18 protein-coding genes and 2 pseudogenes are annotated in these 21,014 nt (G+C 61.4%); 10 read left to right on the top strand and 10 right to left on the bottom strand.

Annotated elements, in window-relative coordinates; all coding sequences use genetic code 11:
• Positions 1 to 9: 9 nt before the first annotated feature.
• From ACPYOJ_RS26750 to ACPYOJ_RS26725, 6 genes are read right to left on the bottom strand one after another with little or no spacing between them, the layout of a single operon-like run.
• Positions 10 to 1,605 carry a GMC family oxidoreductase gene (locus ACPYOJ_RS26750; protein WP_481418952.1) on the bottom strand — a complete coding sequence of 532 codons (1,596 nt, stop codon included), beginning with the start codon at positions 1,603 to 1,605 and terminating at the stop codon, positions 10 to 12.
• A gap of 16 nt (positions 1,606 to 1,621) precedes the next feature.
• The gene (locus ACPYOJ_RS26745; RefSeq protein ID WP_481418944.1) at positions 1,622 to 2,611 is read right to left on the bottom strand and encodes a branched-chain amino acid ABC transporter permease; all 990 of its coding nucleotides are present in this window, start codon (positions 2,609 to 2,611) and stop codon (positions 1,622 to 1,624) included.
• 1 nt (position 2,612) lies between these two features.
• A complete protein-coding gene (locus ACPYOJ_RS26740; RefSeq protein WP_168830247.1) occupies positions 2,613 to 3,500 on the bottom strand; it encodes a branched-chain amino acid ABC transporter permease in 888 nt (295 codons plus the stop codon).
• 4 nt (positions 3,501 to 3,504) lie between these two features.
• Entirely contained in the window at positions 3,505 to 4,206 is a 702-nt protein-coding gene (locus ACPYOJ_RS26735; RefSeq protein WP_481418943.1) for an ABC transporter ATP-binding protein, read from the bottom strand.
• Entirely contained in the window at positions 4,206 to 4,988 is a 783-nt protein-coding gene (locus ACPYOJ_RS26730; RefSeq protein ID WP_481418942.1) for an ABC transporter ATP-binding protein, read from the bottom strand. Before ACPYOJ_RS26730 ends, ACPYOJ_RS26735 begins: the two co-directional genes overlap by 1 nt.
• Before the next feature lie 4 nt (positions 4,989 to 4,992).
• Positions 4,993 to 6,198, bottom strand: a complete 1,206-nt coding sequence (locus tag ACPYOJ_RS26725) for an ABC transporter substrate-binding protein (protein ID WP_481418941.1) — start codon at positions 6,196 to 6,198, stop codon at positions 4,993 to 4,995.
• Between the two features lie 243 nt (positions 6,199 to 6,441).
• Here ACPYOJ_RS26725 and ACPYOJ_RS26720 point away from each other — a divergent pair, with 243 nt between their 5' ends.
• On the top strand, positions 6,442 to 7,386 hold the full coding sequence (locus tag ACPYOJ_RS26720) for a LysR family transcriptional regulator (protein ID WP_481418940.1): 945 nt from the start codon (positions 6,442 to 6,444) through the stop codon (positions 7,384 to 7,386).
• Here the strand turns inward: ACPYOJ_RS26720 and ACPYOJ_RS26715 are convergent, their stop codons facing one another.
• Positions 7,387 to 7,725 carry a cupin domain-containing protein gene (locus ACPYOJ_RS26715; protein ID WP_481418939.1) on the bottom strand — a complete coding sequence of 113 codons (339 nt, stop codon included), beginning with the start codon at positions 7,723 to 7,725 and terminating at the stop codon, positions 7,387 to 7,389.
• Between the two features lie 161 nt (positions 7,726 to 7,886).
• Here ACPYOJ_RS26715 and ACPYOJ_RS26710 point away from each other — a divergent pair.
• The 4 genes and pseudogenes from ACPYOJ_RS26710 (at position 7,887) to ACPYOJ_RS26695 (ending at position 11,690) form a co-directional block, all read left to right on the top strand.
• Positions 7,887 to 9,075 (top strand): annotated as a pseudogene (locus ACPYOJ_RS26710) (acyl-CoA dehydrogenase).
• Positions 9,076 to 9,232: 157 nt separating this feature from the next.
• The gene (locus tag ACPYOJ_RS26705) at positions 9,233 to 9,694 is read left to right on the top strand and encodes a DUF4126 family protein (RefSeq protein ID WP_481418938.1); all 462 of its coding nucleotides are present in this window, start codon (positions 9,233 to 9,235) and stop codon (positions 9,692 to 9,694) included.
• On the top strand, positions 9,691 to 11,058 hold the full coding sequence (locus tag ACPYOJ_RS26700) for an FAD-containing oxidoreductase (RefSeq protein WP_481418937.1): 1,368 nt from the start codon (positions 9,691 to 9,693) through the stop codon (positions 11,056 to 11,058). The genes ACPYOJ_RS26705 and ACPYOJ_RS26700 overlap by 4 nt, the downstream gene beginning before the upstream one ends.
• A 53-nt stretch (positions 11,059 to 11,111) precedes the next feature.
• Positions 11,112 to 11,690: a DedA family protein gene (locus tag ACPYOJ_RS26695; RefSeq protein WP_481418936.1), complete on the top strand. Its 579-nt coding sequence runs from the start codon at positions 11,112 to 11,114 to the stop codon at positions 11,688 to 11,690.
• Here the strand turns inward: ACPYOJ_RS26695 and ACPYOJ_RS26690 are convergent.
• From ACPYOJ_RS26690 to ACPYOJ_RS26680, 3 genes and pseudogenes are all read right to left on the bottom strand, one after another.
• A complete protein-coding gene (locus ACPYOJ_RS26690; protein ID WP_481418935.1) occupies positions 11,687 to 12,730 on the bottom strand; it encodes an NAD(P)-dependent alcohol dehydrogenase in 1,044 nt (347 codons plus the stop codon). The two genes, ACPYOJ_RS26695 and ACPYOJ_RS26690, sit on opposite strands and share 4 nt — an antisense overlap.
• A 125-nt stretch (positions 12,731 to 12,855) precedes the next feature.
• Complete coding sequence (locus ACPYOJ_RS26685) at positions 12,856 to 13,455, bottom strand: NADPH-dependent F420 reductase (protein WP_481418934.1); 600 nt, start codon at positions 13,453 to 13,455, stop codon at positions 12,856 to 12,858.
• A gap of 24 nt (positions 13,456 to 13,479) precedes the next feature.
• Positions 13,480 to 14,231: pseudogene (locus ACPYOJ_RS26680) on the bottom strand (3-oxoacyl-ACP reductase family protein).
• A 394-nt stretch (positions 14,232 to 14,625) separates the two neighbouring features.
• Between ACPYOJ_RS26680 and ACPYOJ_RS26675 the strand changes: the two are divergent.
• The 5 genes from ACPYOJ_RS26675 to ACPYOJ_RS26655 form a co-directional block, all read left to right on the top strand.
• The gene (locus ACPYOJ_RS26675; protein ID WP_016556800.1) at positions 14,626 to 14,715 is read left to right on the top strand and encodes a K(+)-transporting ATPase subunit F; all 90 of its coding nucleotides are present in this window, start codon (positions 14,626 to 14,628) and stop codon (positions 14,713 to 14,715) included.
• A 34-nt stretch (positions 14,716 to 14,749) separates the two neighbouring features.
• Positions 14,750 to 16,453 (top strand): potassium-transporting ATPase subunit KdpA, encoded by a 1,704-nt coding sequence (gene kdpA, locus ACPYOJ_RS26670; protein WP_481418933.1) that lies wholly within the window; start codon positions 14,750 to 14,752, stop codon positions 16,451 to 16,453.
• A gap of 209 nt (positions 16,454 to 16,662) precedes the next feature.
• On the top strand, positions 16,663 to 18,750 hold the full coding sequence (gene kdpB, locus ACPYOJ_RS26665) for a potassium-transporting ATPase subunit KdpB (protein WP_481418932.1): 2,088 nt from the start codon (positions 16,663 to 16,665) through the stop codon (positions 18,748 to 18,750).
• Between the two features lie 12 nt (positions 18,751 to 18,762).
• Positions 18,763 to 19,332 carry a potassium-transporting ATPase subunit KdpC gene (gene kdpC / locus ACPYOJ_RS26660; RefSeq protein WP_168830232.1) on the top strand — a complete coding sequence of 190 codons (570 nt, stop codon included), beginning with the start codon at positions 18,763 to 18,765 and terminating at the stop codon, positions 19,330 to 19,332.
• 64 nt (positions 19,333 to 19,396) lie between these two features.
• Positions 19,397 to 21,014: DUF4118 domain-containing protein (locus tag ACPYOJ_RS26655; protein ID WP_481418931.1), on the top strand; the 1,618-nt coding region annotated here is incomplete at its 3' end.

Genomic DNA, 21,014 nt, shown 5'->3' with positions numbered 1-21,014 from the left:
GCTGGCCTCCTATCTGTTGTCTTCCAGGATCATTGCCGCGGCTTTCTCGGCAATCATGATCGTTGGAGAGTTCGTGTTGCCCGAGGTGATCGACGGCATCACCGAGGCATCGGCGATCCTGAGCTTGGCAAGTGCGCGCAGCTTCAGCCGCGGATCGACGACGCTGTCCCTGTCTCCACCCATTCGGCAGGTGCCGACGGGGTGGAAGATCGTCGTGCCGATCTCGCCTGCCGCCCGCTCTAGATCGGCTTCTGTCTGATAAGAGGGGCCGGGCTTGAATTCTTCCGGCTTGAAGCGCGCAAAGGACGGCTGCGAAACGATCCGCCGCGTCAGCTTTATGGATCGAACAGCTATGCCGCGATCACGCTCCGTCGAGAGGTATTTCGGTGCAATCGTCGGCTGTGCGGCGAAATCCGGGCTCGCAATATGCACGGAGCCGCGGCTTTCCGGCCTGAGATTGCAGACGCTGGCGGTGATCGCCGGAAAGGGGTGAACGGGGTCGCCAAACTTGTCAAGCGAGACCGGCTGCACGTGATATTGCAGGTCAGGTGTCTCCTTGTCAGGTCCCGAGCGCGTGAAGATACCAAGCTGGCTCGGTGCCATCGACATCGGTCCCGAGCGGCGGATGAGATATTCAAGCCCGATCGCTGCCTTGCCGATCAACTTCGTCGCCTTCTCGTTCAACGTGGGAACGCCGGTCACCTTGTAGGCAAGGCGCAGTTGCAAATGATCCTGCAGGTTTTCGCCGACGCCCTTCACCTCGGCCACGATATCGACGCCGCCATTTTTCAGCACCTCGCCGCGACCGATGCCGGAAAGCTCCAGGATATGCGGAGAACCAACCGAACCGGCGGAAAGGACTGTTTCCTTAGTAGCATAAACGCGCTTCGCCATGCCGTCGTGCTGGAACTCGACGCCGGAAATCGCACCTTCCTCGATAAGCAACCGCCGCACATGCGCCTTGGTCAAAACGGTGAGATTGCCGCGCCTCATTGCGGGGCGGAGAAATGCCTTCGCCGTGTTCCAGCGGATGCCGGAGCGCTGGTTAACGTCGAAATAGCCGGAGCCTTCATTGCTGCCGCGGTTGAAATCCTCCGTAACGGGAATGCCTGCTTCCTTCGCCGCCTGCTGGAAGGCATCGAGCACGGCCCAACGCACCCGCGCTTTCTCCACCCGCCATTCGCCACCTGCCCCATGCATCTCGTCTTCGCCGCGGTAATGATCCTCCGATTTGCGGAAATAGGGGAGCACGTCGTCCCAGCTCCAGCCGGTGCAGCCCATCTGGCGCCAGAGGTCGTAATCGCGAGCCTGCCCGCGCATGTAGATCATGCCGTTGATAGAGGAGCAGCCACCGAGCACTTTGCCGCGAGGATAGCTGAGCGCCCGGCCATTCAGCCCCTCTTCCGCCGCCGTCGTGAAGCACCAGTCCGTGCGCGGATTGTTGATGCAATAGAGATAGCCGACCGGGATATGGATCCAGTGGTAATTGTCGCTTCCGCCTGCCTCGAGCAGCAGAACACGGTTGCTGCGGTCTTCGGACAGGCGGTTCGCCAGCACGCAGCCCGCGCTGCCTGCGCCAATGATGATATAATCGTAGCGATCCATGCGGTCACCGGCCGCATCAGCGGCGATATACGAAACCCAGTTTGCGCCCCAGCCACGAGGCATAAAATTCGCCGATAATGCCGCGGCGGAAGATCAGAACGCAAATCATGAAGACGACGCCGGTGATGATCGTCACCGGGAATTCCGATGTCGCGAGATAGTTCTGAAGCGTCACGACGAGCCCCGCGCCGAAGATCGGCCCGATCATCGTGCCGATGCCGCCGAGAAGCGTCATCAGGATCACCTCGCCCGACATCTGCCAGGCGACGTCCGTCAACGTCGCGAACTGGAAGACCAGCGACTTAACGGCACCTGCAAGTCCGGCAAGGGCCGCCGACATCACGAAAGCACCGAGCTTGTAGCGAGCCACGGAATAGCCGAGCGAGACCGCCCGCTGTTCGTTTTCCCGGATCGATTTCAGGATCATGCCGAAAGGCGAGTTGATGAAGCGCCAGATCAGCACCATGCCGATGAGGAATACCGCCAGTACGAAGTAGTACATGTTGGTGGAATTGTTGAGGTCGATAAATCCTAGGAGATGTCCCCGCGGCACGGACTGGATGCCGTCCTCGCCCTCGGTGAATTTCGCCTGCAGGCAGAAGAAGAAGAACATCTGCGAGAGCGCCAGCGTGATCATTGCAAAGTAGATGCCCTGGCGGCGAATGGCGAGGTAACCGATGACGAGGCCGAGCACGGCCGCCCCTGCCACACCCGTCAAGATGCCGAGCTCAGGCGGAAAGCCCCACGCCTTCACCGTATAGGCGGTGAAATAAGCAGCGCCGCCGAAGAAGGTGGCATGCCCGAAGGAGAGCAGGCCCGTGTAACCGAGCAGCAGATTGAAGGCGCAGGCAAAGAGCGCGAAGCACAGGAGCTTCATCAGGAAGATAGGATAGAAGAAGAACGGCGCGAGCAGCAGAAGCAGCAGGCCGATGATGAGGAAGGCGGCCTGCACTGACAGCGCGGTGCGGCTCTTTTCCGTTCGAAGGGTTTCGGTGATGTCCGTCATCTTACGCATCCCGGCCGAAGAGGCCCGCGGGCCTGACGAGAAGCACGATCGCCATGATCACGAAGACCACGATGTTCGACGCTTCCGGATAGAAGACCTTTGTGAGGCCCTCCGCAATACCCAGCACATAGCCGGTGACGATCGCACCCATGATCGAACCCATGCCGCCGACCACGACGACGGCAAAAACGACGATGATGATGTTCGATCCCATCAGCGGCGAGACCTGGTAGATCGGCGCCGCCAGCACGCCGGCAAAGGCGGCAAGACCGGCTCCGAGCGCGTAGGTCAGCGTCAGAAGCAGCGGTACGTTGACGCCGAAAACCTGCACCAGAACCGTATTTTCCGTCGCAGCCCGGAGATAGGCGCCGAGCTTGGTCTTTTCGATCAGGAGCCAGGTGCCGATGCAGACCACCAGCGACATGACGACCACCCAGCCACGATAGATCGGCAGGAACATGAAGCCGAGGTTCATTCCGCCTGCGAGGGCTGTCGGGGTCGCATAGGGCTGGCCCGAAGAGCCGTAGAGGTAGCGGAACGTCCCCTCGATCGCCAGCGCCATGCCGAACGTAAAAAGCAGGCCGTAAAGCGGATCGAGATCGTAGAGCCGCCGCAGAAAGAGACGCTCCACCACTGCGCCGAACAGGCCGACGGCGAGAGGCGCCAGAATGAGCGCCGGCCAATAGCCGATGCCACCGTAAGCAAGCATCAGATAGGCGACGAAGGCGCCCAGCATATATTGCGCACCATGCGCAAAGTTGATGACGCGCAGCAGGCCGAAGATGATGGCCAGGCCGAGACTGAGCAGGGCGTAGAAAGAGCCGTTTATCAGGCCGATCAGCAACTGGCCAAGCAGTGCCTGAACGGGAATGCCGAAGATCATCGTCATGGCATCACACCCCCAGAACCCTGTGCAGCGTATCCATCCGCTGCGGCAGTTCGCCGACCGGGAACTCGGACACCATCTGCCCATGATCCATCAGATAGAAGCGGTCGGCAATGCGGCTGGCAAAGCGGAAATTCTGCTCGACGAGAAGGATCGTCATCCCGCGCTCCTTCAGCTTCCGCAATACCTCGCCGATACGCTGGACGATGACGGGCGCAAGGCCCTCGGTCGGCTCGTCGAGCAGGAGCATTTTGACGCCGGTGCGCAAGATGCGGGCGATCGCCAGCATCTGCTGTTCGCCGCCCGAAAGCTTGGTTCCGGAGCTGGCCCGGCGCTCGTAAAGGTTTGGGAAAAGCTCATAGATTTCATCGACGGTCATGCCGCCTTCGGCAACGACCGGCGGCAAAAGCAGATTCTCGGAAACGGTGAGTGTCGAGAAGATGCCGCGCTCCTCGGGCACGAAGCCGATGCCCTTATGCGCCGTCTTGTGCAGCGGCACCTGAATCATGTCCGCTCCGCCAAAGCTGATCCTGCCCTTTCGCGCGCGGACGATGCCGGTGATGGTCCGCAGCGTGGTTGTTTTGCCGACTCCATTGCGTCCGAGGATCGTGATCGTCTCGCCTTCGCCGACATGCATGTCGACGCCATGCAGGATGTGGCTTTCGCCGTACCAGGCATTCAGGCCCTGAACTTCCAGAAGCGCCGCCATCAGCTATCCTCCGTGCCCATATAGGCCTCGCGGACGCGCGGATCCTTGCTGACCGCGGCATAGTCGCCTTCGGCGAGGATCTCGCCGCGCTGAAGCACGGTCACCTGCTGGCAGATATTGGCGACAACGGAAAGATTGTGCTCGACCATCAAGACCGCCCGGTCACGCGCGACCTCGCGGATGATGGCGGAAACGACACTGACATCCTCCTGCCCCATCCCTGCCATCGGCTCGTCGAGGAGCAGCACCTTCGGGTCGAGAGCAAGCGTGGTGGCGATCTCAAGAACGCGCTTGCGCCCGTAGGAGAGGTCCGCGGCTATATGATCACGCTCCTTCGAGAGCCCGACGCTCGCGAGCAATTGCTCGGCGCGGTCGTTCAACCGATCGAGCGACGACATCGGCCGCCAGAATTGCGTCGAGAGGTTGTTGGGCCGCTGCAGTGCGACGCGCACGTTGTCGAGCACCGACAGGTGCGGAAACACCGCGGAAATCTGGAACGAGCGCACCAGTCCCATCCGCGCCACCTTGTCCGGCGGGGTCTTGGTGATGTCGGTGCCCATCAGCATGATAGTGCCGGCTGTCGGCTGCAGGAATTTGGTCAAGAGATTGAAAACCGTCGTCTTGCCCGCGCCGTTCGGCCCGATCAGCGCATGGACGCTCGCATCCTGCACATCGAGGTCGACGTTCTTGACGGCCGTGAAGCCGCCGAAGTCCCGGCGAAGGCCGCGGGCGGAAAGAACCACCCGCGGCGTCGCATTCGTTTGTGTTGCGGAAACCGCCATAGGCTTACTTTACCAGATCGCAGCCGCTTTTGGCGGGGTCGATATAGGCTTCCTTGCCGGGGACGGTGGCCAGAACATTGAAGTAGTCCCAAGGCTGCTTGCTCTCTTCCGGCTTCTTGACCTGCAGCAGGTACATGTCGTGGATCATGCGCCCGTTCGGTCCGACGGTGCCGCCGCGGCCGAAGACGTCATCGACAGGCATTTCATGCAACTGCTTGGCAACAGCTTCCGTCTCGTCCGTGCCAGCCTTCTGGACCGCCTTCAGATACTGAAGAACAGCGGAATAGGTGCCGGTGTGGATCATGTTCGGCATCTTGCCGGTGCGCTCGAAGAACTTCTTTGCGAAGGCGCGGCTCTCGTCGTCGCGGTCCCAATAGTAGCCTTCCGTCAGCGTCAGGCCCTGAGCGGCCTCGAGACCAAGCCCATGGACCTCCGCCAGCGTGAAGAGCAGTGCCGCCAGGTGCTGGCCGCCCTGCGTGATGCCGAATTCGGCTGCCTGCTTGATGGCATTCGACGTATCGAGGCCGGCATTGGCGAGGCCGATGACCTTGGCACCGGAAGACTGCGCCTGCAGCAAGAAGGACGAGAAGTCCTGGCTGGAAAGCGGATGCCGGACGGAGCCGACGACCGTGCCGCCGTTCGCCTTGACGAAATCGGAGGTCTGCTGTTCCAGCGAATAGCCGAAGGCATAGTCCGCCGTCAGGAAGAACCAGCTGTCGCCGCCCTGCTTGACGAGCGCGCCACCGGTGCCGACAGCCAGCGCATGCGTGTCATAGGCCCAGTGGAAGCCATAGGGCGAACAGGCCTTGCCGGTAAGATCCGTCGTCGCAGCGCCCGTGACGATGTCAATCTTCTTCTTCTCTTTCGCAATTGCCTGGACCGCAAGGGCAACCGACGAGGTCGTCAACTCCATGATCGCGTCCACCTGCTCGGTGTCGTACCACTGGCGGGCGATGTTCGAGGCGATGTCCGGCTTGTTCTGATGGTCGGCATCGATGATCTCGATCGGAACGTCGAGCACCTTGCCGCCGAAATCCTCGACCGCCATCTGGGCGGCCTCGACGGACGACTTACCGCCGAAGTCTGCATAGACACCGGACTGATCGTTCAGAATGCCAATCTTCACCTTCCCGTCCGACGCACCATTGGCGAACACGGCTGTGCTGCTTGCAAGCAGGAATGCAACGGACGCAATAAGATTCTTTCGCATAAGTCTCTCCTCCCAGAGATGGCCAGATCGCGAGTCTGTTCAAAATTGGCCAGCCGCTCTCCTCAAACGAACCGACGCCGCGCCTACGATCACGGAATTTCCCGCATGAGGCAACCGGCGGTTTACAACTAATTCCAAACAGTATCTGTTCGTTTTTGCACAGAGCCGCTCGGAAACTGTGCATCGGCTGCTTTCCGGTCTCTAGGCATTAGACCAAAGACGTAGATGGACGCGTGAACCCGCATGAACAATCCTCCGCAGTTTACTTGGGACGATCTGCAGTTTTTTCTAGCGGTGGCTCGAACAGGGCAGCTTTCGACTGCAGCCAGACAGCTGCGGACGAGCCATGCCACCGTCTCGCGGCGTATCGACCGGCTGGAATTTGCCCTGAAGGTCAAGCTCTTCGAGCGTAACCCGCGCGGCTATGTGCTGACTGCCATGGGCACACGATTCGTGGAAACCGCCGAAAAGATGGAGCAGGAAACCGAACGTTTACGGGCCGATCTTGCCGCAGGCTCCATGACGCAGCGCGGCGTCGTCCGCCTCAGCGCGCCGGAAGGCTTTGCCAACTTTTTCTTTGCCAGCGTGCTGCCGAAATTCGCCGCGCTTCATCCGCACCTTTCGCTGGAACTCGTGACGATCCAGCAAATCATGTCGCTGTCGCGCAAGGAAGCGGACCTTTCCGTCGTGCTGGACGAACCGAAGGGCGGGCCGTATTTTTTCGAGAAGCTGACGGATTACCATCTGCAGGTTTACGGCTCGCGGGACTATCTCGCCAACAGCTCGCCGATTACCTGCCGCGACGATCTGCTCGATCATCCGTTCATCGGCTATATCGAAGAGATGATCTTTGCGCCGGGGCTTGATTATCTCGGCGACGTGCATCCGCGCATCAAACCGCGGTTCCAGAGTTCCAGCATCTTTGCGCAGCTGACGGCAACCCGAAATGGCCTAGGGCTTTGCGTACTGCCGTATTTCTTTGCCAGCCGTTATCCGGAGCTCGTGCGCGTCTTGCCTGATGAAGTGGACCTCTGCCGCGGCTACTGGGTGACCTGCCACGGCGATCTGAAGCAGGCGCCGCGGGTGCGCGCCGTCATCGAGTTCCTGCGCGAAACCGTAAAAGGCGAGGATGCTCGCTTCATCCCGCCCTTGGCACCGGCGATGCATGCGGGCCGGAAGGCCGGGTGATCATTTCAGGAACTCGGCGCGGTGCGGCGTGAAAGTGTCGATCAGGCGACCCTTTTCCAGAGCCGTCACCCCATGGACGAGATCCGGCGGCACGATGAAGCTGCCGCCCTGTTTCAGCACCTCGGTCTTTCCGTCGATCGTCACGGCAAAGCTGCCTTCGGCGACATAGCTCGCCTGGATATGCGGGTGCGAGTGCGCAGCTCCGACCGCATCCTTCTCGAACGCGACTTCGACCATCATCATTTCGGGCAGATAGACCATGATGCGGCGCGTGACACCCGGTTCCGGACTGCTCCAGTCAGCACCTTCGGCATGCACAAAAAGATTGCTCGACGTCATTCCCGCCTCCTCAATTCGATTTCATAGGGCGGCAAGTTGGAGCATGGAAGCCTTTTTGAAAAGCCTGTATCCGCTATATTCCTTCCGGTTGACGCCGAAGTTGGCCGGCGTTATGGCCAGCTTGATCAGGCATGCCTGAACAATGGTGAGGAGACGCCGTCATGCAGCACACCCGCGAGATCTTCGACTGGGCCGACCCGTTCCGGCTGGTCGAGCAGCTGACGGACGAGGAGCGCATGGTGCAGAATACCGCACACGCCTATGCGCAGGAAAAGCTCGCCCCCCCGCGTTCTCGAAGCCTTCCGCCACGAAAAGACCGATCCTGATATCTTCCGCGAAATGGGCGAGCTCGGGCTGCTCGGCCCGACGATTGACCCGGAATATGGCGGTGCCGGCCTCGGCTATGTCGCCTACGGGCTGATCGCCCGCGAAGTGGAGCGCGTCGACAGCGGCTACCGCTCGATGATGAGCGTGCAATCCTCGCTCGTCATGGTGCCGATCGATGCCTTCGGTTCGGAAGCGCAGAAGCAGAAATACCTGCCCAAGCTCGCCACCGGCGAATGGATCGGCTGCTTCGGGCTCACCGAGCCGGACCACGGCTCCGATCCGGGCTCGATGGTGACGCGCGCACGGAAGGCTGACGGCGGCTATCATCTCACCGGCGTCAAGACCTGGATCTCCAATTCGCCGATCGCCGACGTCTTCGTCGTCTGGGCCAAGACCGAGGACGGCGTGATCCGCGGTTTCATCCTGGAAAAGGGCTGGAAGGGGCTGTCGGCCCCCGCCATCCACGGCAAGGTCGGGCTGCGCGCCTCGATCACCGGCGAGGTGGTGATGGATAATGTCTTCGTGCCGGAAGAGAACCTCTTGCCCAACGTGTCGGGCCTCAAGGGTCCGTTCAGCTGCCTGAACTCCGCCCGCTTCGGCATTGCCTGGGGGGCGCTGGGGGCCGCCGAAGCCTGCTATGCGACGGCGCGGCAATATGTGCTCGACCGCAAGCAGTTCAACCGGCCGCTGGCCGCCAACCAGCTGATCCAGAAGAAGCTTGCCGACATGGCAACCGAGATTACGCTCGGCCTGCAGGGCTGCCTGAGGCTCGGCCGCATGAAGGAAGAAGGCCATCCGCCGGTGGAGCTGACCTCGATCCTCAAGCGCAACTCCTGCGGCAAGGCGCTCGAGATCGCCCGCGCCGCCCGCGACATGCTCGGCGGCAACGGCATCTCCGACGAGTTCGGCGTCGCCCGCCACCTCGTCAACCTCGAAGTGGTCAACACCTACGAGGGCACCCACGACATCCACGCCCTCATTCTCGGCCGCGCCATTACGGGAATACAGGCCTTCACGAACTAAGGCCTGCTGCTGCAGATCACGACCTGATCCACCGATCGCTGACCCCTTTGTGGGCCCCATTCGCAACTCGCTAACGAGTCACCGGGAGCGAATTGAAACCCTTCGGAGATTGTGCCACGCTGCGAACGCCGCAACGGCACAGGTCGGGGGTTCGTAGATGCTTCTATTCCTTGCATTTTTGACCGGAATTATTACCGGCCTCAGGGCCATGACCGCACCTGCCGCCGTCGCCTGGGGCGCAACACTTGGCTGGTTCGACGTCTCTCAGACTCCTCTCGCCTTCATGGGCTATCAATGGACGCCGTGGATCTTCACGCTGCTTGCCGTCCTCGAATTGATCAGTGATCAGCTGCCGACAACGCCGAGCCGTAAGATGCCGATACAGTTCGGAGCGCGTATCATCATGGGAGCTCTGGCCGGCGCCACCATCGCGGCTTCCGGCGGTTCTCTGGTTGCCGGTCTCATCGCGGGTATCGTCGGCGCTATTGCAGGGACGCTCGGTGGCGCAGCTGCCCGCGGCAAGCTCGCCAGTGTCTTCGGCAAGGATTTGCCGGCGGCGCTTATCGAGGATATCGTCGCCGTCGGCGGCGCGTTGTTGATCGTGGGGGCAGTGCCATGAAAACCTATGACGCGATTTTCGTCGGGGCAGGTCAATCCGGCCCCTTTCTCGCGGCCCGCATGGCCGAGAAGGGCATGAAGGTTGCGCTGATCGAACGCAAGTATCTTGGCGGCACTTGCGTCAATGCCGGCTGCATGCCGACGAAGACGCTGGTTGCCAGCGCCCGCGCCGCCCACGTCGCCCGTCGCGGCGGCGACTACGGCGTGAAGATCGCCGGCGGGATTGAAATCGACATGCAGGTCGTTCGCAAGCGTGCCAAAACCGTCATCATGGACGCTCGCAACGGCCTGATCGATTGGCTCGGCAGCATGAAAACGATGGATGTCGTCTACGGCCAGGCCAAATTCACCGGCCCGAAAACGATCGCCGTCAACGGCGAGACGCTGACAGCGCCGCAAATCTTTCTGAACGTTGGGGCTCGCCCGGTCGTTCCGGATTTTCCAGGCGTCGACGACATCGGCTATCTCACCAGCACGTCGATCATCGATCTCGACACGCTGCCGCGCCACCTGGTCGTCGTCGGCGGCAGCTATATCGGTCTCGAATTCGCCCAGATGTACCGCCGCTTCGGCGCCGAGGTCACCGTTCTCGAGCGCGGACCGAAACTCGCCTCCCGCGAGGATGAAGACATCTCCAACGCGATCGAGGACGTTCTGCGCGCAGAGGGTATCGCCGTTCATACCAATGCCGACGGGATTGCCTTCGCCGCGAAGGACGGCGGAATTGCCGTGACGGTTAGCTCCGGAAAACCGGAAATCGACGCAAGCCATGTGCTGATCGCGACCGGCCGCAAACCGAACACGGACGATCTTGGTCTCGACGTTGCCGGCGTTGCGACAGACACGCGCGGCTACATCACAGTCGACGACAAGCTGATGACGAACGTCGAAGGCATCTACGCGCTCGGTGATTGCAACGGCCGCGGCGCCTTCACGCATACATCCTATAATGACTTCGAGATCGTCGCGGCTAACTTGCTGGATGGGGCTGACCGGAAGGTGAGCAGCCGCATTCCCGCATACGCGCTCTACATCGATCCGCCGCTCGGCCGTGTCGGCGTGACGGAGAAGGAGGCGCGCCGCTCCGGCAAGAAGATCATGATCTCCACCCGTCCCATGAGCCGCGTCGGCCGCGCCAATGAACGCGGCGAGACCCAGGGTTTCATGAAGATCATCGCCGATGCCGAGACCAAGCAGGTCCTCGGCGCTGCCATCCTGGGCATCGAAGGCGACGAGGTGATCCACGGCATCATCGATGCCATGAACGCCGGCACCACCTACCCTGCCCTGCAATGGGCTGTGCCGATCCATCCGACCGTTTCGGAACTCATTCCAACGGTGCTTGGGGATTTGAAGCCGGTCTGAGATGGCAATGATGCCGCGGAAGCCTGGATCCTGAAAGGCTGGAGGCCTAGTGGGTGTCCATCGAACTCCTGATCGAGAATTACGGTCTGCTGGCGATATTCCTCGGTACCGCCTTTGAAGGCGAAACCGCCGCATTCCTCGGCGGCGTCATCTCGCATCGCGGGCTTCTGACATACTGGACTGCGTCGATGGCGGCAGCGGCCGGTTCGTTCGCCGGCGACCAAGTATGGTTCTTCGCCGGGCGTTATGCCTCTCATTGGGGTTTCGTTCGCCGGCTGATGGAAAAGCCCGCGTTAGCGCGGGTGACACAGCTTCTCGAAAAATATCCGACCGGCTTCATCTTCGCGTTCCGCTTCCTCGTCGGATTGCGGACGATCAGCCCCATCGTCATCGGTACGACGCGCATCCCGACACGGAAATTCCTCGTTCTGAACATCGCGGCGGCGCTGGTCTGGGGGCAATTGTTCACAGCGTTGGGCTATATCTTCGGGCACGGCATCCAGCAGATGCTGGGCCACCTCCCGCTGCACCACCACCTGCTCATTGCGCTCGGAGCCGCGGCTGTCGTTGCAGGCACGGCTTTCGCGTTTCGCAAGATGAAACCCGGCATCGGGTCCCCTAGGGCGCCTTAGTCTATCACGATCTGCAGCTTCACGTCCGTTGGCCGTGCCTCGACCGCGCGGTCGAAGGCTTTGATCGAGTCCTCGAACTTGAACGTCTGGGAGATCAGCGGCTTCAGGTCGACACGGCCGGAGCCGAGCAGAGCAATCGCCCGCTCGTACTGGTGTGCATAGCGGAAGACCGTCTCGATGCGGATTTCCCTGGTCGATGCGGTCGAAACATCGAAGCCGACCGGATTGACCGGCAGGCCGACAGCAACAATGACGCCCCCTGGGCGCGGCAATGCCATGATCGTTTCCCAGGCCTTCGGCGATCCGGAGCATTCGAACACGACGTCAGCACCCCAGCCGTCGGTCAGGCGCAACACTTCCTCGGTCAGGTTCTTCTCGCGGATATTGACCGGGATGACGCCCTGATACTGGGTGGCGATATCGAGCTTCGGCTGGGCAAGATCGGCGACGATCGCTCGCGCGCAGCCGCCGGCGAGCGCGGCGATCGCCACCATTGTGCCGATCGGGCCGGCGCCGAGCACGACGGCGGTATCGCCAGGCGCGATCCTAGCCTTTGCTGCTGCCTGCATGCCGACGGCAAAAGGCTCGACCATTGCGCCTTCTGCAAAGCTTACATTGTCCGGGAGCTTGAAGGTGTAGTTGGCCGGATGCACGACCTCGGCCGTCAGCACACCATGGACCGGCGGCGTCGCCCAGAAGGTGACGGCAGGATCGACATTGTACATGCCAAGACGGCTTGCCTTTGAATTCGGGTCGGGAATGCCGGGCTCCATGCAGACGCGGTCGCCTATTTTCAGATGCGTCACGCCTTCGCCGACTTCGACCACCGTCCCCGCTGCCTCGTGTCCAAGCACCATCGGCTCGTTGACGACGAACGGCCCAATTTTGCCATGGGTATAGTAATGCACGTCCGAACCGCAGACCCCGACAGTGTGGATCCTGATCTTCACCTGACCTGGTCCGGTTTCCAGCGGCAGATCGATATCGCGAAGCGCGAGCTCATGCTGACGCTCCAATACCAGCGCACGGACCTTGGTCATTGTCGGGTTCCTCTCTGATGCCTTGTCCGCCACTCATTGGGGGACGCGTTGGCCGACTATAAAACCCGACGCCTCCGCAATTCAACAGGATTGCGGAGGCTTTTGCTCATTATGCGATGAAATGCTCAGCCGAACTTGACGAGGTTCAAAGCCGGCAGCGGGCCACCCGGAAACTGAACCAGGCTGCCGCCGACGGCGATCGGCCCGAGGTCGATGCCGAAGAAACCGAGCTTCTCGATCAGCGCGCCGACTTCGGCCTTCGCTGCGGCATCATCGCCGGAATAGAAGAGCACACGCTTGCCGCCTTCGGCCTGCGGATCGCCGGAAACGAGGGCCGGCAGCAGATGGTTGAACGCCTTCACGACGCGTGCGCCTGATACGAGATCGGCGAAGATCTCGCTAGAGAGCCTGCCATTCAGCCCCGCCGGCCTGAAGAGCGGCGCCTCGATCGGATTGTTCGCATCTATGACGATACGGCCATTCCAGTCAGGCAGGCCGGCGAGCGCCTTCGGCAGCTTCGACCAGGGAACCGCAACGAGGACCATATCGGAGTTCGCGGCTTCCTCGATGGTGCCCGCCTTGATCCAAGGCGAGAGCTCATGCACGAGACTTGCAAGTGAAGTGGGACCGCGGCTATTGGCGATCGTGGCAGGAATGTTGGCTTGGGCGAGCGCACGCGCGAAGGCGGCGCCGATATTGCCGGCGCCAATGATGCCGATGGACATTGTCATTCTCCTTGAAATGAAGGGTCAGGCGGTGAAGCCGCCGTCGGCGACGATATCCGCGCCGGTGATGAACGCTGCTTCGGGGCTGGCGAGGTAGGCGACGACGCTGGCGATCTCGTAGTCCTTGCCGTAACGGCCGATCGCCATGCCGGGACCGACGATCTTCGAGACCGGACCGCCATCGGGGTTCATGTCGGTGTCGGTCGGGCCGGGGTGAACGGTGTTGACGGTGATGCCTTCGGGCCGAGGTCGCGCACGAGGCTGCGGTTGAAGCCGGCCACCGCGCCTTTGGTCAGCGTGTAAAGCGATGCGGTCGGGAAGGCGGCGTAACGGAACATCGACGAGCCGATATGGATGATGCGGCCACCCGGCTTCATCCTGCGGGCTGCTTCCTGGGTTGCCACGAACACCCCGGTGACATTGACGGCGATCATGCGCTCATAGTCCTCGAACTTGATGTCCTCGATCGGACCGCCAAGAGCGATGCCGGCATTGTTGACGAGGATGTCGAGCGAGCCGAACGTCTCTTCGGTCTGGGACACCGCGGCGCGGACGGCAGCCGGATCGCCGGCATCGGCCTTGATGGCGATGGCACGGCCACCGGCATCCTCGATTTCCTTGACGACAGCGGCGGCCTTGTCCGGCGAGGCGCTATAGGTGAGCGCGACCGAGGCGCCATCTGCAGCAAGACGCTTTGCGATGGCCGCACCGATGGAGCGCGAGCCGCCCGTCACGAGCGCCGTCTTGCCGGAAAGATTTTCAGTTGTGTTGGGCACTGCGATAACTCCGATTGTTGGATGGAGTGAATATCGCCCGGCTATTCCACCCGGATTAGCCTTCAATCGCTTTCATCTATTTCAAGCATATATTGAAAATTAACGCATGATAACACTTATAAGATTTTTATATTGAAGCCTTCCGGCCCCTCTCGAACCTTTATGCAGTCCGGCCGCATATTAATGCATGAGAGATCACCAAGATCGTCTCCAGCCAGAAAGCATAAAAGGTGCCGTCTCCCAAGCCGGCACCCTTTGTCTTGTCTGACTCCAAAGAAGAACAACAGGAGTCAAGATCGATGATGGACATCATTTTACTCGGTATCGCCGTCGTATTCTTCGCATTGTGCTTTGCCTACACCAGCGCCTGCGACAGGCTCTGAGGAGAAACATCATGACGCTCGATTATATCTTAAGCGGTGCAGTGACGGTGTTCCTGACCGTCTACCTCACCTACGCTCTCATTCGCCCCGAGCGCTTCTAACGCAGAAGCAACCGGGTATTGAAAGTTACTTCCCATGACCCTCAACGGATGGCTTCAGATTCTGCTTTACTGCGGAATCCTCATCGCGCTCGTCAAACCGCTCGGCGGTTACATGACGCGTGTCTTTTCAGGCGAGCGCACATTCCTCTCACCGGTCCTCGTTCCGATCGAACGGGGGCTTTATGCGATTGCGGGCACCAGCGAGCGCGAAGAACAGCATTGGACCTCCTATGCCTTCGCCATGCTGATGTTCAACCTGCTCGGCGTCATCGTATTCTACGCTTTGATGCGTCTCCAGGCAGGCTTGCCCTATAACCCGGCGGGTATGCCTGCCGTTGGGCCTGAGCTTTCCTTCAACACCGCCATCAGCTTCGTTGCCAACACCAACTGGCAGAACTATGGCGGCGAAAGCACGATGTCCTATCTCACGCAGATGGCCGGGCTGACCGTGCAGAACTTCGTCTCCGCCGCGACCGGCATGGCGATCGCCATTGGCCTGATCCGCGCTTTCTCGCGCGCCTCTGGTAAGGCGATCGGCAATTTCTGGGTCGATATGATCCGCGCGACGCTCTACGTCCTTCTGCCGATCTGCATCGTGCTCACGCTCGTTTACGTCTATCTCGGCGTGCCGCAGACGCTCGGCCCCTATGTCGACGCGACGACGTTGGAAGGCGCCAAGCAGACGATCGCTGTCGGCCCGGTTGCCTCGCAGCTTGCCATCAAGATGCTCGGCACCAATGGCGGCGGCTTCTTCAACGCCAACTCCGCGCACCCGTTTGAGAACCCCGACAACATCTCGAACATGCTCCAGATGTTGTCGATCTTCGCGATCGGTGCCGCCTTCACCAACGTCTTCGGCCGCATGGTAGGCAACCAGCGCCAGGGATGGGCGATCTTCGCCACGATGGGCCTCCTGTTCATCGTCGGCGTTACCGTCACCTACTGGGCTGAAGCTGCGGGCAACCCGCTGATGCATGCCTTCGGCCTGCAGGGCGGCAATATGGAAGGCAAGGAAGTCCGCTTCGGCGTCGCCATGTCCTCGCTCTTTGCGGTGATCACCACGGCCGCTTCCTGCGGCGCGGTCAACGCCATGCACGGCAGCTTCACGGCGCTCGGCGGCCTGATCCCCATGATCAATATGCAGCTCGGCGAAGTCATCGTCGGCGGCGTTGGCGCGGGCTTCTACGGCATCCTGCTCTTCATCGTCGTTGCGGTTTTCGTGGCAGGCCTCATGGTCGGCCGCACGCCGGAATATCTCGGCAAGAAGATCGAGGCCAAGGAAATGAAGATGGCTGTTCTTGCCATTCTCTGCCTGCCCTTGGCGATGCTGGTCTTCACGGCAATTGCCTCGGTGCTTCCGTCAGCCGTTGCCTCGATCGGCACGGCGGGTCCGCACGGCTTCTCCGAAATTCTCTATGCCTATACGTCCGCTGCGGCGAACAACGGCTCGGCTTTCGGTGGCCTGACGGGTAACACCCCCTGGTACAATATCACGCTTGGTCTCGGCATGCTGATGGGCCGCTTCCTGGTCATCATTCCGGCGCTTGCGATCGCAGGCTCCCTGGTTACCAAGAAGACGGTTCCCGCTTCGGCAGGCACCTTCCCGACGGACAGCTTGCTCTTCGTCGGCCTCCTGAGCGGCACGATCCTGATCGTCGGCGGCCTGACCTTCTTCCCGGCACTGGCCCTCGGCCCGGTTATCGAGCACCTGATGATGATTACCGGCAAAACCTTCTGAGGTGATGTCATGATCCTTCGTCACAGACTTCGAAAGTCCTTCAACTCACGTCCCGGTTCGCCGGGACGTGAGCGAGAGCGCCTGGCACGGGGCACTGACATCATCCTGGTGATGATGGCCGGCATCCTCGTCATCCTCGCCGCCCTCAGAATTTTACACGGCTGACCGGAAAGCCGGTCGCCTCACCTCGTTTCAAGCTGGAGTCTCTTATGAGCCAGGCAAAATCCGCGAGCATCATGGATTCTCGCATCCTCATTCCGGCCGTGGGCGCCGCTTTCAAGAAGCTGAACCCGCGCACGCTTTCCAAGAACCCGGTCATGTTCGTCGTGGCCACCGTCTCGGCGCTCACGACCGTCCTCTTCATCCGCGACCTCGTAACCGGCGGCGGAAATCTCGGCTTCTCCTTCCAGATCAATCTTTGGCTCTGGTTCACTGTGCTCTTTGCGAACTTCGCGGAAGCTGTCGCCGAGGGTCGCGGCAAGGCACAGGCCGACTCGCTGCGCAAGGCCCGCACGGAGACGCAGGCCAAGCTGCTCAGCGCCAACAACGCCAGCGGCTATCGCCTCGTGCCGGGCACGAGCCTGAAGGTCGGCGATCTGGTCCTTGTCGAGGCCGGCGACATCATCCCGTCCGACGGCGAAGTCGTCGAGGGCGTCGCCTCAGTGAATGAAGCCGCCATCACCGGCGAATCCGCCCCAGTCATCCGCGAATCCGGTGGCGACCGCTCGGCTGTCACCGGCGGCACGCAGGTGCTCTCCGACTGGATCCGCGTGCGCATCACGGCGGCCGCCGGTTCGACGTTCCTCGATCGCATGATTGCGCTCGTCGAAGGTGCGGAACGCCAAAAGACGCCGAACGAAATCGCGCTCAACATCCTGCTCGCAGGTATGACGCTGATCTTCGTGCTCGCCACGGCCACGATCCCAAGCTTTGCGTCCTATGCCGGCGGCTCGATCCCGATCATCGTCCTTGTCGCCCTCTTCGTGACGCTGATTCCGACCACGATCGGCGCCCTCCTCTCGGCCATCGGCATCGCAGGCATGGACCGTCTCGTCCGCTTCAACGTCCTCGCCATGTCCGGCCGCGCCGTCGAAGCTGCAGGCGACGTCGACACGCTGCTGCTCGACAAGACCGGTACGATCACCCTCGGCAACCGTCAGGCGACCTCCTTCCGTCCGGTCCACGGCGTGTCCGAGCAGGAGCTTGCCGACGCAGCTCAGCTCGCCTCACTCGCCGACGAAACGCCGGAAGGCCGTTCGATCGTCGTGCTCGCCAAGGAGAAATATGCGATCCGCGGCCGTGAGATGGCGAACCTGAAGGCCCATTTCGTGCCCTTCACGGCCCAGACTCGCATGAGCGGCGTCGATGTCGAAGGTTCGTCGATCCGCAAGGGCGCAGTTGACGCTGTTCTCACCTATGTCAATTCCGGCCCCACGTCTGTTTCGGGCAATGCTGTCGTGGCCATGCGGACGGACAGCGATGTCATCAGGGAACTGCAGGCGATCTCAGATGAAATCGCCAAGGCTGGCGGTACGCCGCTTGCGGTCGCCCGCGACGGCCGCCTGCTTGGCGTCATCCAGCTCAAGGACATCGTCAAGGGCGGCATCCGCGAGCGCTTCTCCGAGCTGCGCCGCATGGGTATCCGCACCGTCATGATCACCGGCGACAATCCGATGACGGCAGCCGCCATCGCCGCCGAAGCGGGCGTGGACGACTTCCTCGCCCAGGCGACGCCCGAGAACAAGCTGTCGCTGATCCGCGAGGAGCAGGCGAAGGGCAAGCTCGTCGCCATGTGCGGCGACGGTACGAACGACGCCCCCGCGCTCGCCCAGGCCGATGTCGGCGTCGCCATGAACACCGGCACGGTCGCTGCCCGCGAAGCCGGCAACATGGTCGACCTCGACTCGGACCCGACGAAGCTCATCGAGATCGTCGAGATCGGCAAGCAGTTGCTTATGACTCGCGGCGCCCTGACGACCTTCTCGATCGCCAACGACATCGCCAAGTACTTCGCCATCATCCCGGCGATGTTCCTGACCTTCTATCCGCAGCTCGGCGTGCTGAACATCATGGGGCTCGCAACGCCGCAGAGCGCCATCCTTTCGGCGATCATCTTCAACGCGCTGATCATCATCGCGCTGATCCCGCTGTCGCTGAAGGGTGTTAAATACCGGGCTATCGGCGCCGGCGCGCTCTTGTCCCGCAATCTGCTCATCTACGGTGTCGGCGGCATCATCGTCCCGTTCATCGGCATCAAGGCGATCGACATGGTCATCACGGCCATCGGTCTCGCCTAAGGAGTTGAAATCATGTTGAAAGAACTTCGTCCGGCAATCGTCATGATCGTTGCCACCACGGCTATCACCGGCCTTCTCTACCCGCTCGCCATGACCGGCATCGCTCAGACGCTCTTCCCGACACAAGCGAACGGCAGCCTCTTGGAAAAGGACGGCCAGGTGATCGGCTCGACGCTGATCGGCCAAGCTTTCACGAGCGACAAGTATTTTCATGGCCGGCCTTCGGCGGCGGGCGACGGATACAATGCAGCAAGCTCCAGCGGTTCGAACCTTGGTCCGACCAGCCAGAAGCTTCTCGACCGCGTGAAGACTGACTACGAAGCCGCAAAGGCGACGAACCCGAATGCCGAGGTCCCGATCGATCTGGTAACGGCCTCCGGCAGCGGGCTTGATCCGGATATCTCGCCGGAAGCCGCCTACTTCCAGGTGCCGCGCGTCGCCAAGGCTCGCAACATGGACGAGACTGCGGTGAAGGCTTTGGTTGACGGCGCTATCCGCTCTCGCGAGCTCGGCATTCTGGGCGAGCCCACCGTCAATGTTCTGGCATTGAACCAGTCCCTCGATGCTTCTATGACTCAGTGAAGCTGAAGGCCCCGGAGCGCTTGCGGGCGTTCCGGGGCCTTGCTGATAAAGAAAGATTACGCGAATGCCGGACGACAGAAGCGATCAGGCCGCCAGGCCCTCGCCCGACGCGCTTCTCGAGAAAGCGCGCGCCGAAATGCGCGGCCGGTTGAAAATATTTCTGGGTGCCGCGCCCGGCGTAGGCAAAACCTACGAAATGCTCTGCTCCGGCCGCGCGAAACTTGCGGATGGCGTCGACGTTGTTGTCGGGGTCGTCGAGACGCACGGCCGCAAGGAGACGCAGGCTTTGCTCGATGGCTTCGAGATCATCCCGCGCGTCGCGGTCAACTACAAAGGCCGGGCGCTGGAGGAAATGGACCTCGATGCCATCCTTGCCCGCAAGCCTGACCTCGTTCTGGTCGATGAGCTCGCCCACACGAACGCAGAAGGCAGCCGGCATCCGAAGCGCTATCTCGATGTCCAGGAGCTGCTGGAACGCGGTATCGATGTCTATACGACGCTGAACATCCAGCACGTGGAGAGCCTGAACGACGTCGTCTCCCAGATTACCCGGATCCATGTGCGCGAGACGGTGCCGGATTCGATCATCGACGTGGCGGACGATGTCGAGATCATTGATCTGACACCGGATGACCTGATCAAGCGCCTGCACGACGGTAAGGTTTACGTGCCACAGACGGCTCAACGCGCGTTAACCAACTATTTCAAGCCCGGCAACCTGACAGCGCTTCGCGAGCTCGCACTGCGCAGGACCGCGCAGCGCGTCGACGACCAGCTCGTGAGCCATATGCAGGCGCACGCGATCTCCGGGCCATGGGCGGCAGGTGAGCGTGTGCTGGTGGCAATCGACCACCGTCCTCGCTGTGCCTCGCTCGTCCGCTATGCCAAGCGTATGGCCTCGCGACTGCGCGCCCCATGGTCTGCCGTCTACATCGAAACCACCCGCTCGATCGGCCTGACGGAAGAGCAGCGGGATACGATCGCGGCGACGCTGCGGCTCGCCGAACAGCTCGGCGGCGAAGCGCTGACCCTTCCCGGCAGGCAGGTTGCCGAGGAACTGCTTCGCCACGCAACTTCCAACAATGTCACACATATCGTCATCGGATCGCCTGAGAAACAAACATGGCGGCAATGGCTTTGGCCTTCGCCGGTTGATGAACTGATCCGGCATGCCGGCGATATCAGCGTTCATGTCATGTCCGGCAACGAAAAAGAGGGTGAAGCGGCTCGGGGCGTCAAACCGGCGCCGGCTGTCTCGACGTTCAACATTCGAAGCTATGTGCTCGCAACGGCCTACGTTGTCATTGCGCTCGCCGTCAGCACCGTGCTCGATCAGGTGCTCGATGTCCGCAACCTTGCTCTCGTTTTCCTGATGGCGGTGCTCACCTCTGCCGTTATCCATGGCCTGAGGCCCGCGCTCTACAGCTGCCTTCTCGGCGCATTCGCCTTCAATTTCTTCTTCCTGCCGCCGCGTTTCACGCTGACGATCAGGGATCCCGAGAGCGTGATCGCCTTTTTCTTCTTCATCGGCGTGGCGGTAGTTGCGAGCAACCTGACCGCAACCGTACAGCGTCAGGCCGCCGCTGCCCGTCAGCGCGCGCGCACGACCGAGGATCTTTATATTTTTTCCCGCAAGCTCGCGAGCACCGGCACGCTTGATGACGTGCTTTGGGCAACGGCCT

The organism is Rhizobium sp. SVR5-9E, from assembly GCF_056755095.1.
The sequence above is the reverse complement of the archived record's forward strand: the minus strand, read 5'-3'. Positions and strand labels throughout refer to the sequence as shown.

Coding starts and splice junctions, on each gene's coding strand:
- ACPYOJ_RS26750 (WP_481418952.1), bottom strand. CDS start 1,605: ATGGATCGCTACGATTATATCATCATTGGCGCAGGCAGCGCGGGCTGC.
- ACPYOJ_RS26745 (WP_481418944.1), bottom strand. CDS start 2,611: ATGACGGACATCACCGAAACCCTTCGAACGGAAAAGAGCCGCACCGCG.
- ACPYOJ_RS26740 (WP_168830247.1), bottom strand. CDS start 3,500: ATGACGATGATCTTCGGCATTCCCGTTCAGGCACTGCTTGGCCAGTTG.
- ACPYOJ_RS26735 (WP_481418943.1), bottom strand. CDS start 4,206: ATGGCGGCGCTTCTGGAAGTTCAGGGCCTGAATGCCTGGTACGGCGAA.
- ACPYOJ_RS26730 (WP_481418942.1), bottom strand. CDS start 4,988: ATGGCGGTTTCCGCAACACAAACGAATGCGACGCCGCGGGTGGTTCTT.
- ACPYOJ_RS26725 (WP_481418941.1), bottom strand. CDS start 6,198: ATGCGAAAGAATCTTATTGCGTCCGTTGCATTCCTGCTTGCAAGCAGC.
- ACPYOJ_RS26720 (WP_481418940.1), top strand. CDS start 6,442: ATGAACAATCCTCCGCAGTTTACTTGGGACGATCTGCAGTTTTTTCTA.
- ACPYOJ_RS26715 (WP_481418939.1), bottom strand. CDS start 7,725: ATGACGTCGAGCAATCTTTTTGTGCATGCCGAAGGTGCTGACTGGAGC.
- ACPYOJ_RS26705 (WP_481418938.1), top strand. CDS start 9,233: ATGCTTCTATTCCTTGCATTTTTGACCGGAATTATTACCGGCCTCAGG.
- ACPYOJ_RS26700 (WP_481418937.1), top strand. CDS start 9,691: ATGAAAACCTATGACGCGATTTTCGTCGGGGCAGGTCAATCCGGCCCC.
- ACPYOJ_RS26690 (WP_481418935.1), bottom strand. CDS start 12,730: ATGACCAAGGTCCGTGCGCTGGTATTGGAGCGTCAGCATGAGCTCGCG.
- ACPYOJ_RS26685 (WP_481418934.1), bottom strand. CDS start 13,455: ATGTCCATCGGCATCATTGGCGCCGGCAATATCGGCGCCGCCTTCGCG.
- ACPYOJ_RS26675 (WP_016556800.1), top strand. CDS start 14,626: ATGACGCTCGATTATATCTTAAGCGGTGCAGTGACGGTGTTCCTGACC.
- kdpA (WP_481418933.1), top strand. CDS start 14,750: ATGACCCTCAACGGATGGCTTCAGATTCTGCTTTACTGCGGAATCCTC.
- kdpB (WP_481418932.1), top strand. CDS start 16,663: ATGAGCCAGGCAAAATCCGCGAGCATCATGGATTCTCGCATCCTCATT.
- kdpC (WP_168830232.1), top strand. CDS start 18,763: ATGTTGAAAGAACTTCGTCCGGCAATCGTCATGATCGTTGCCACCACG.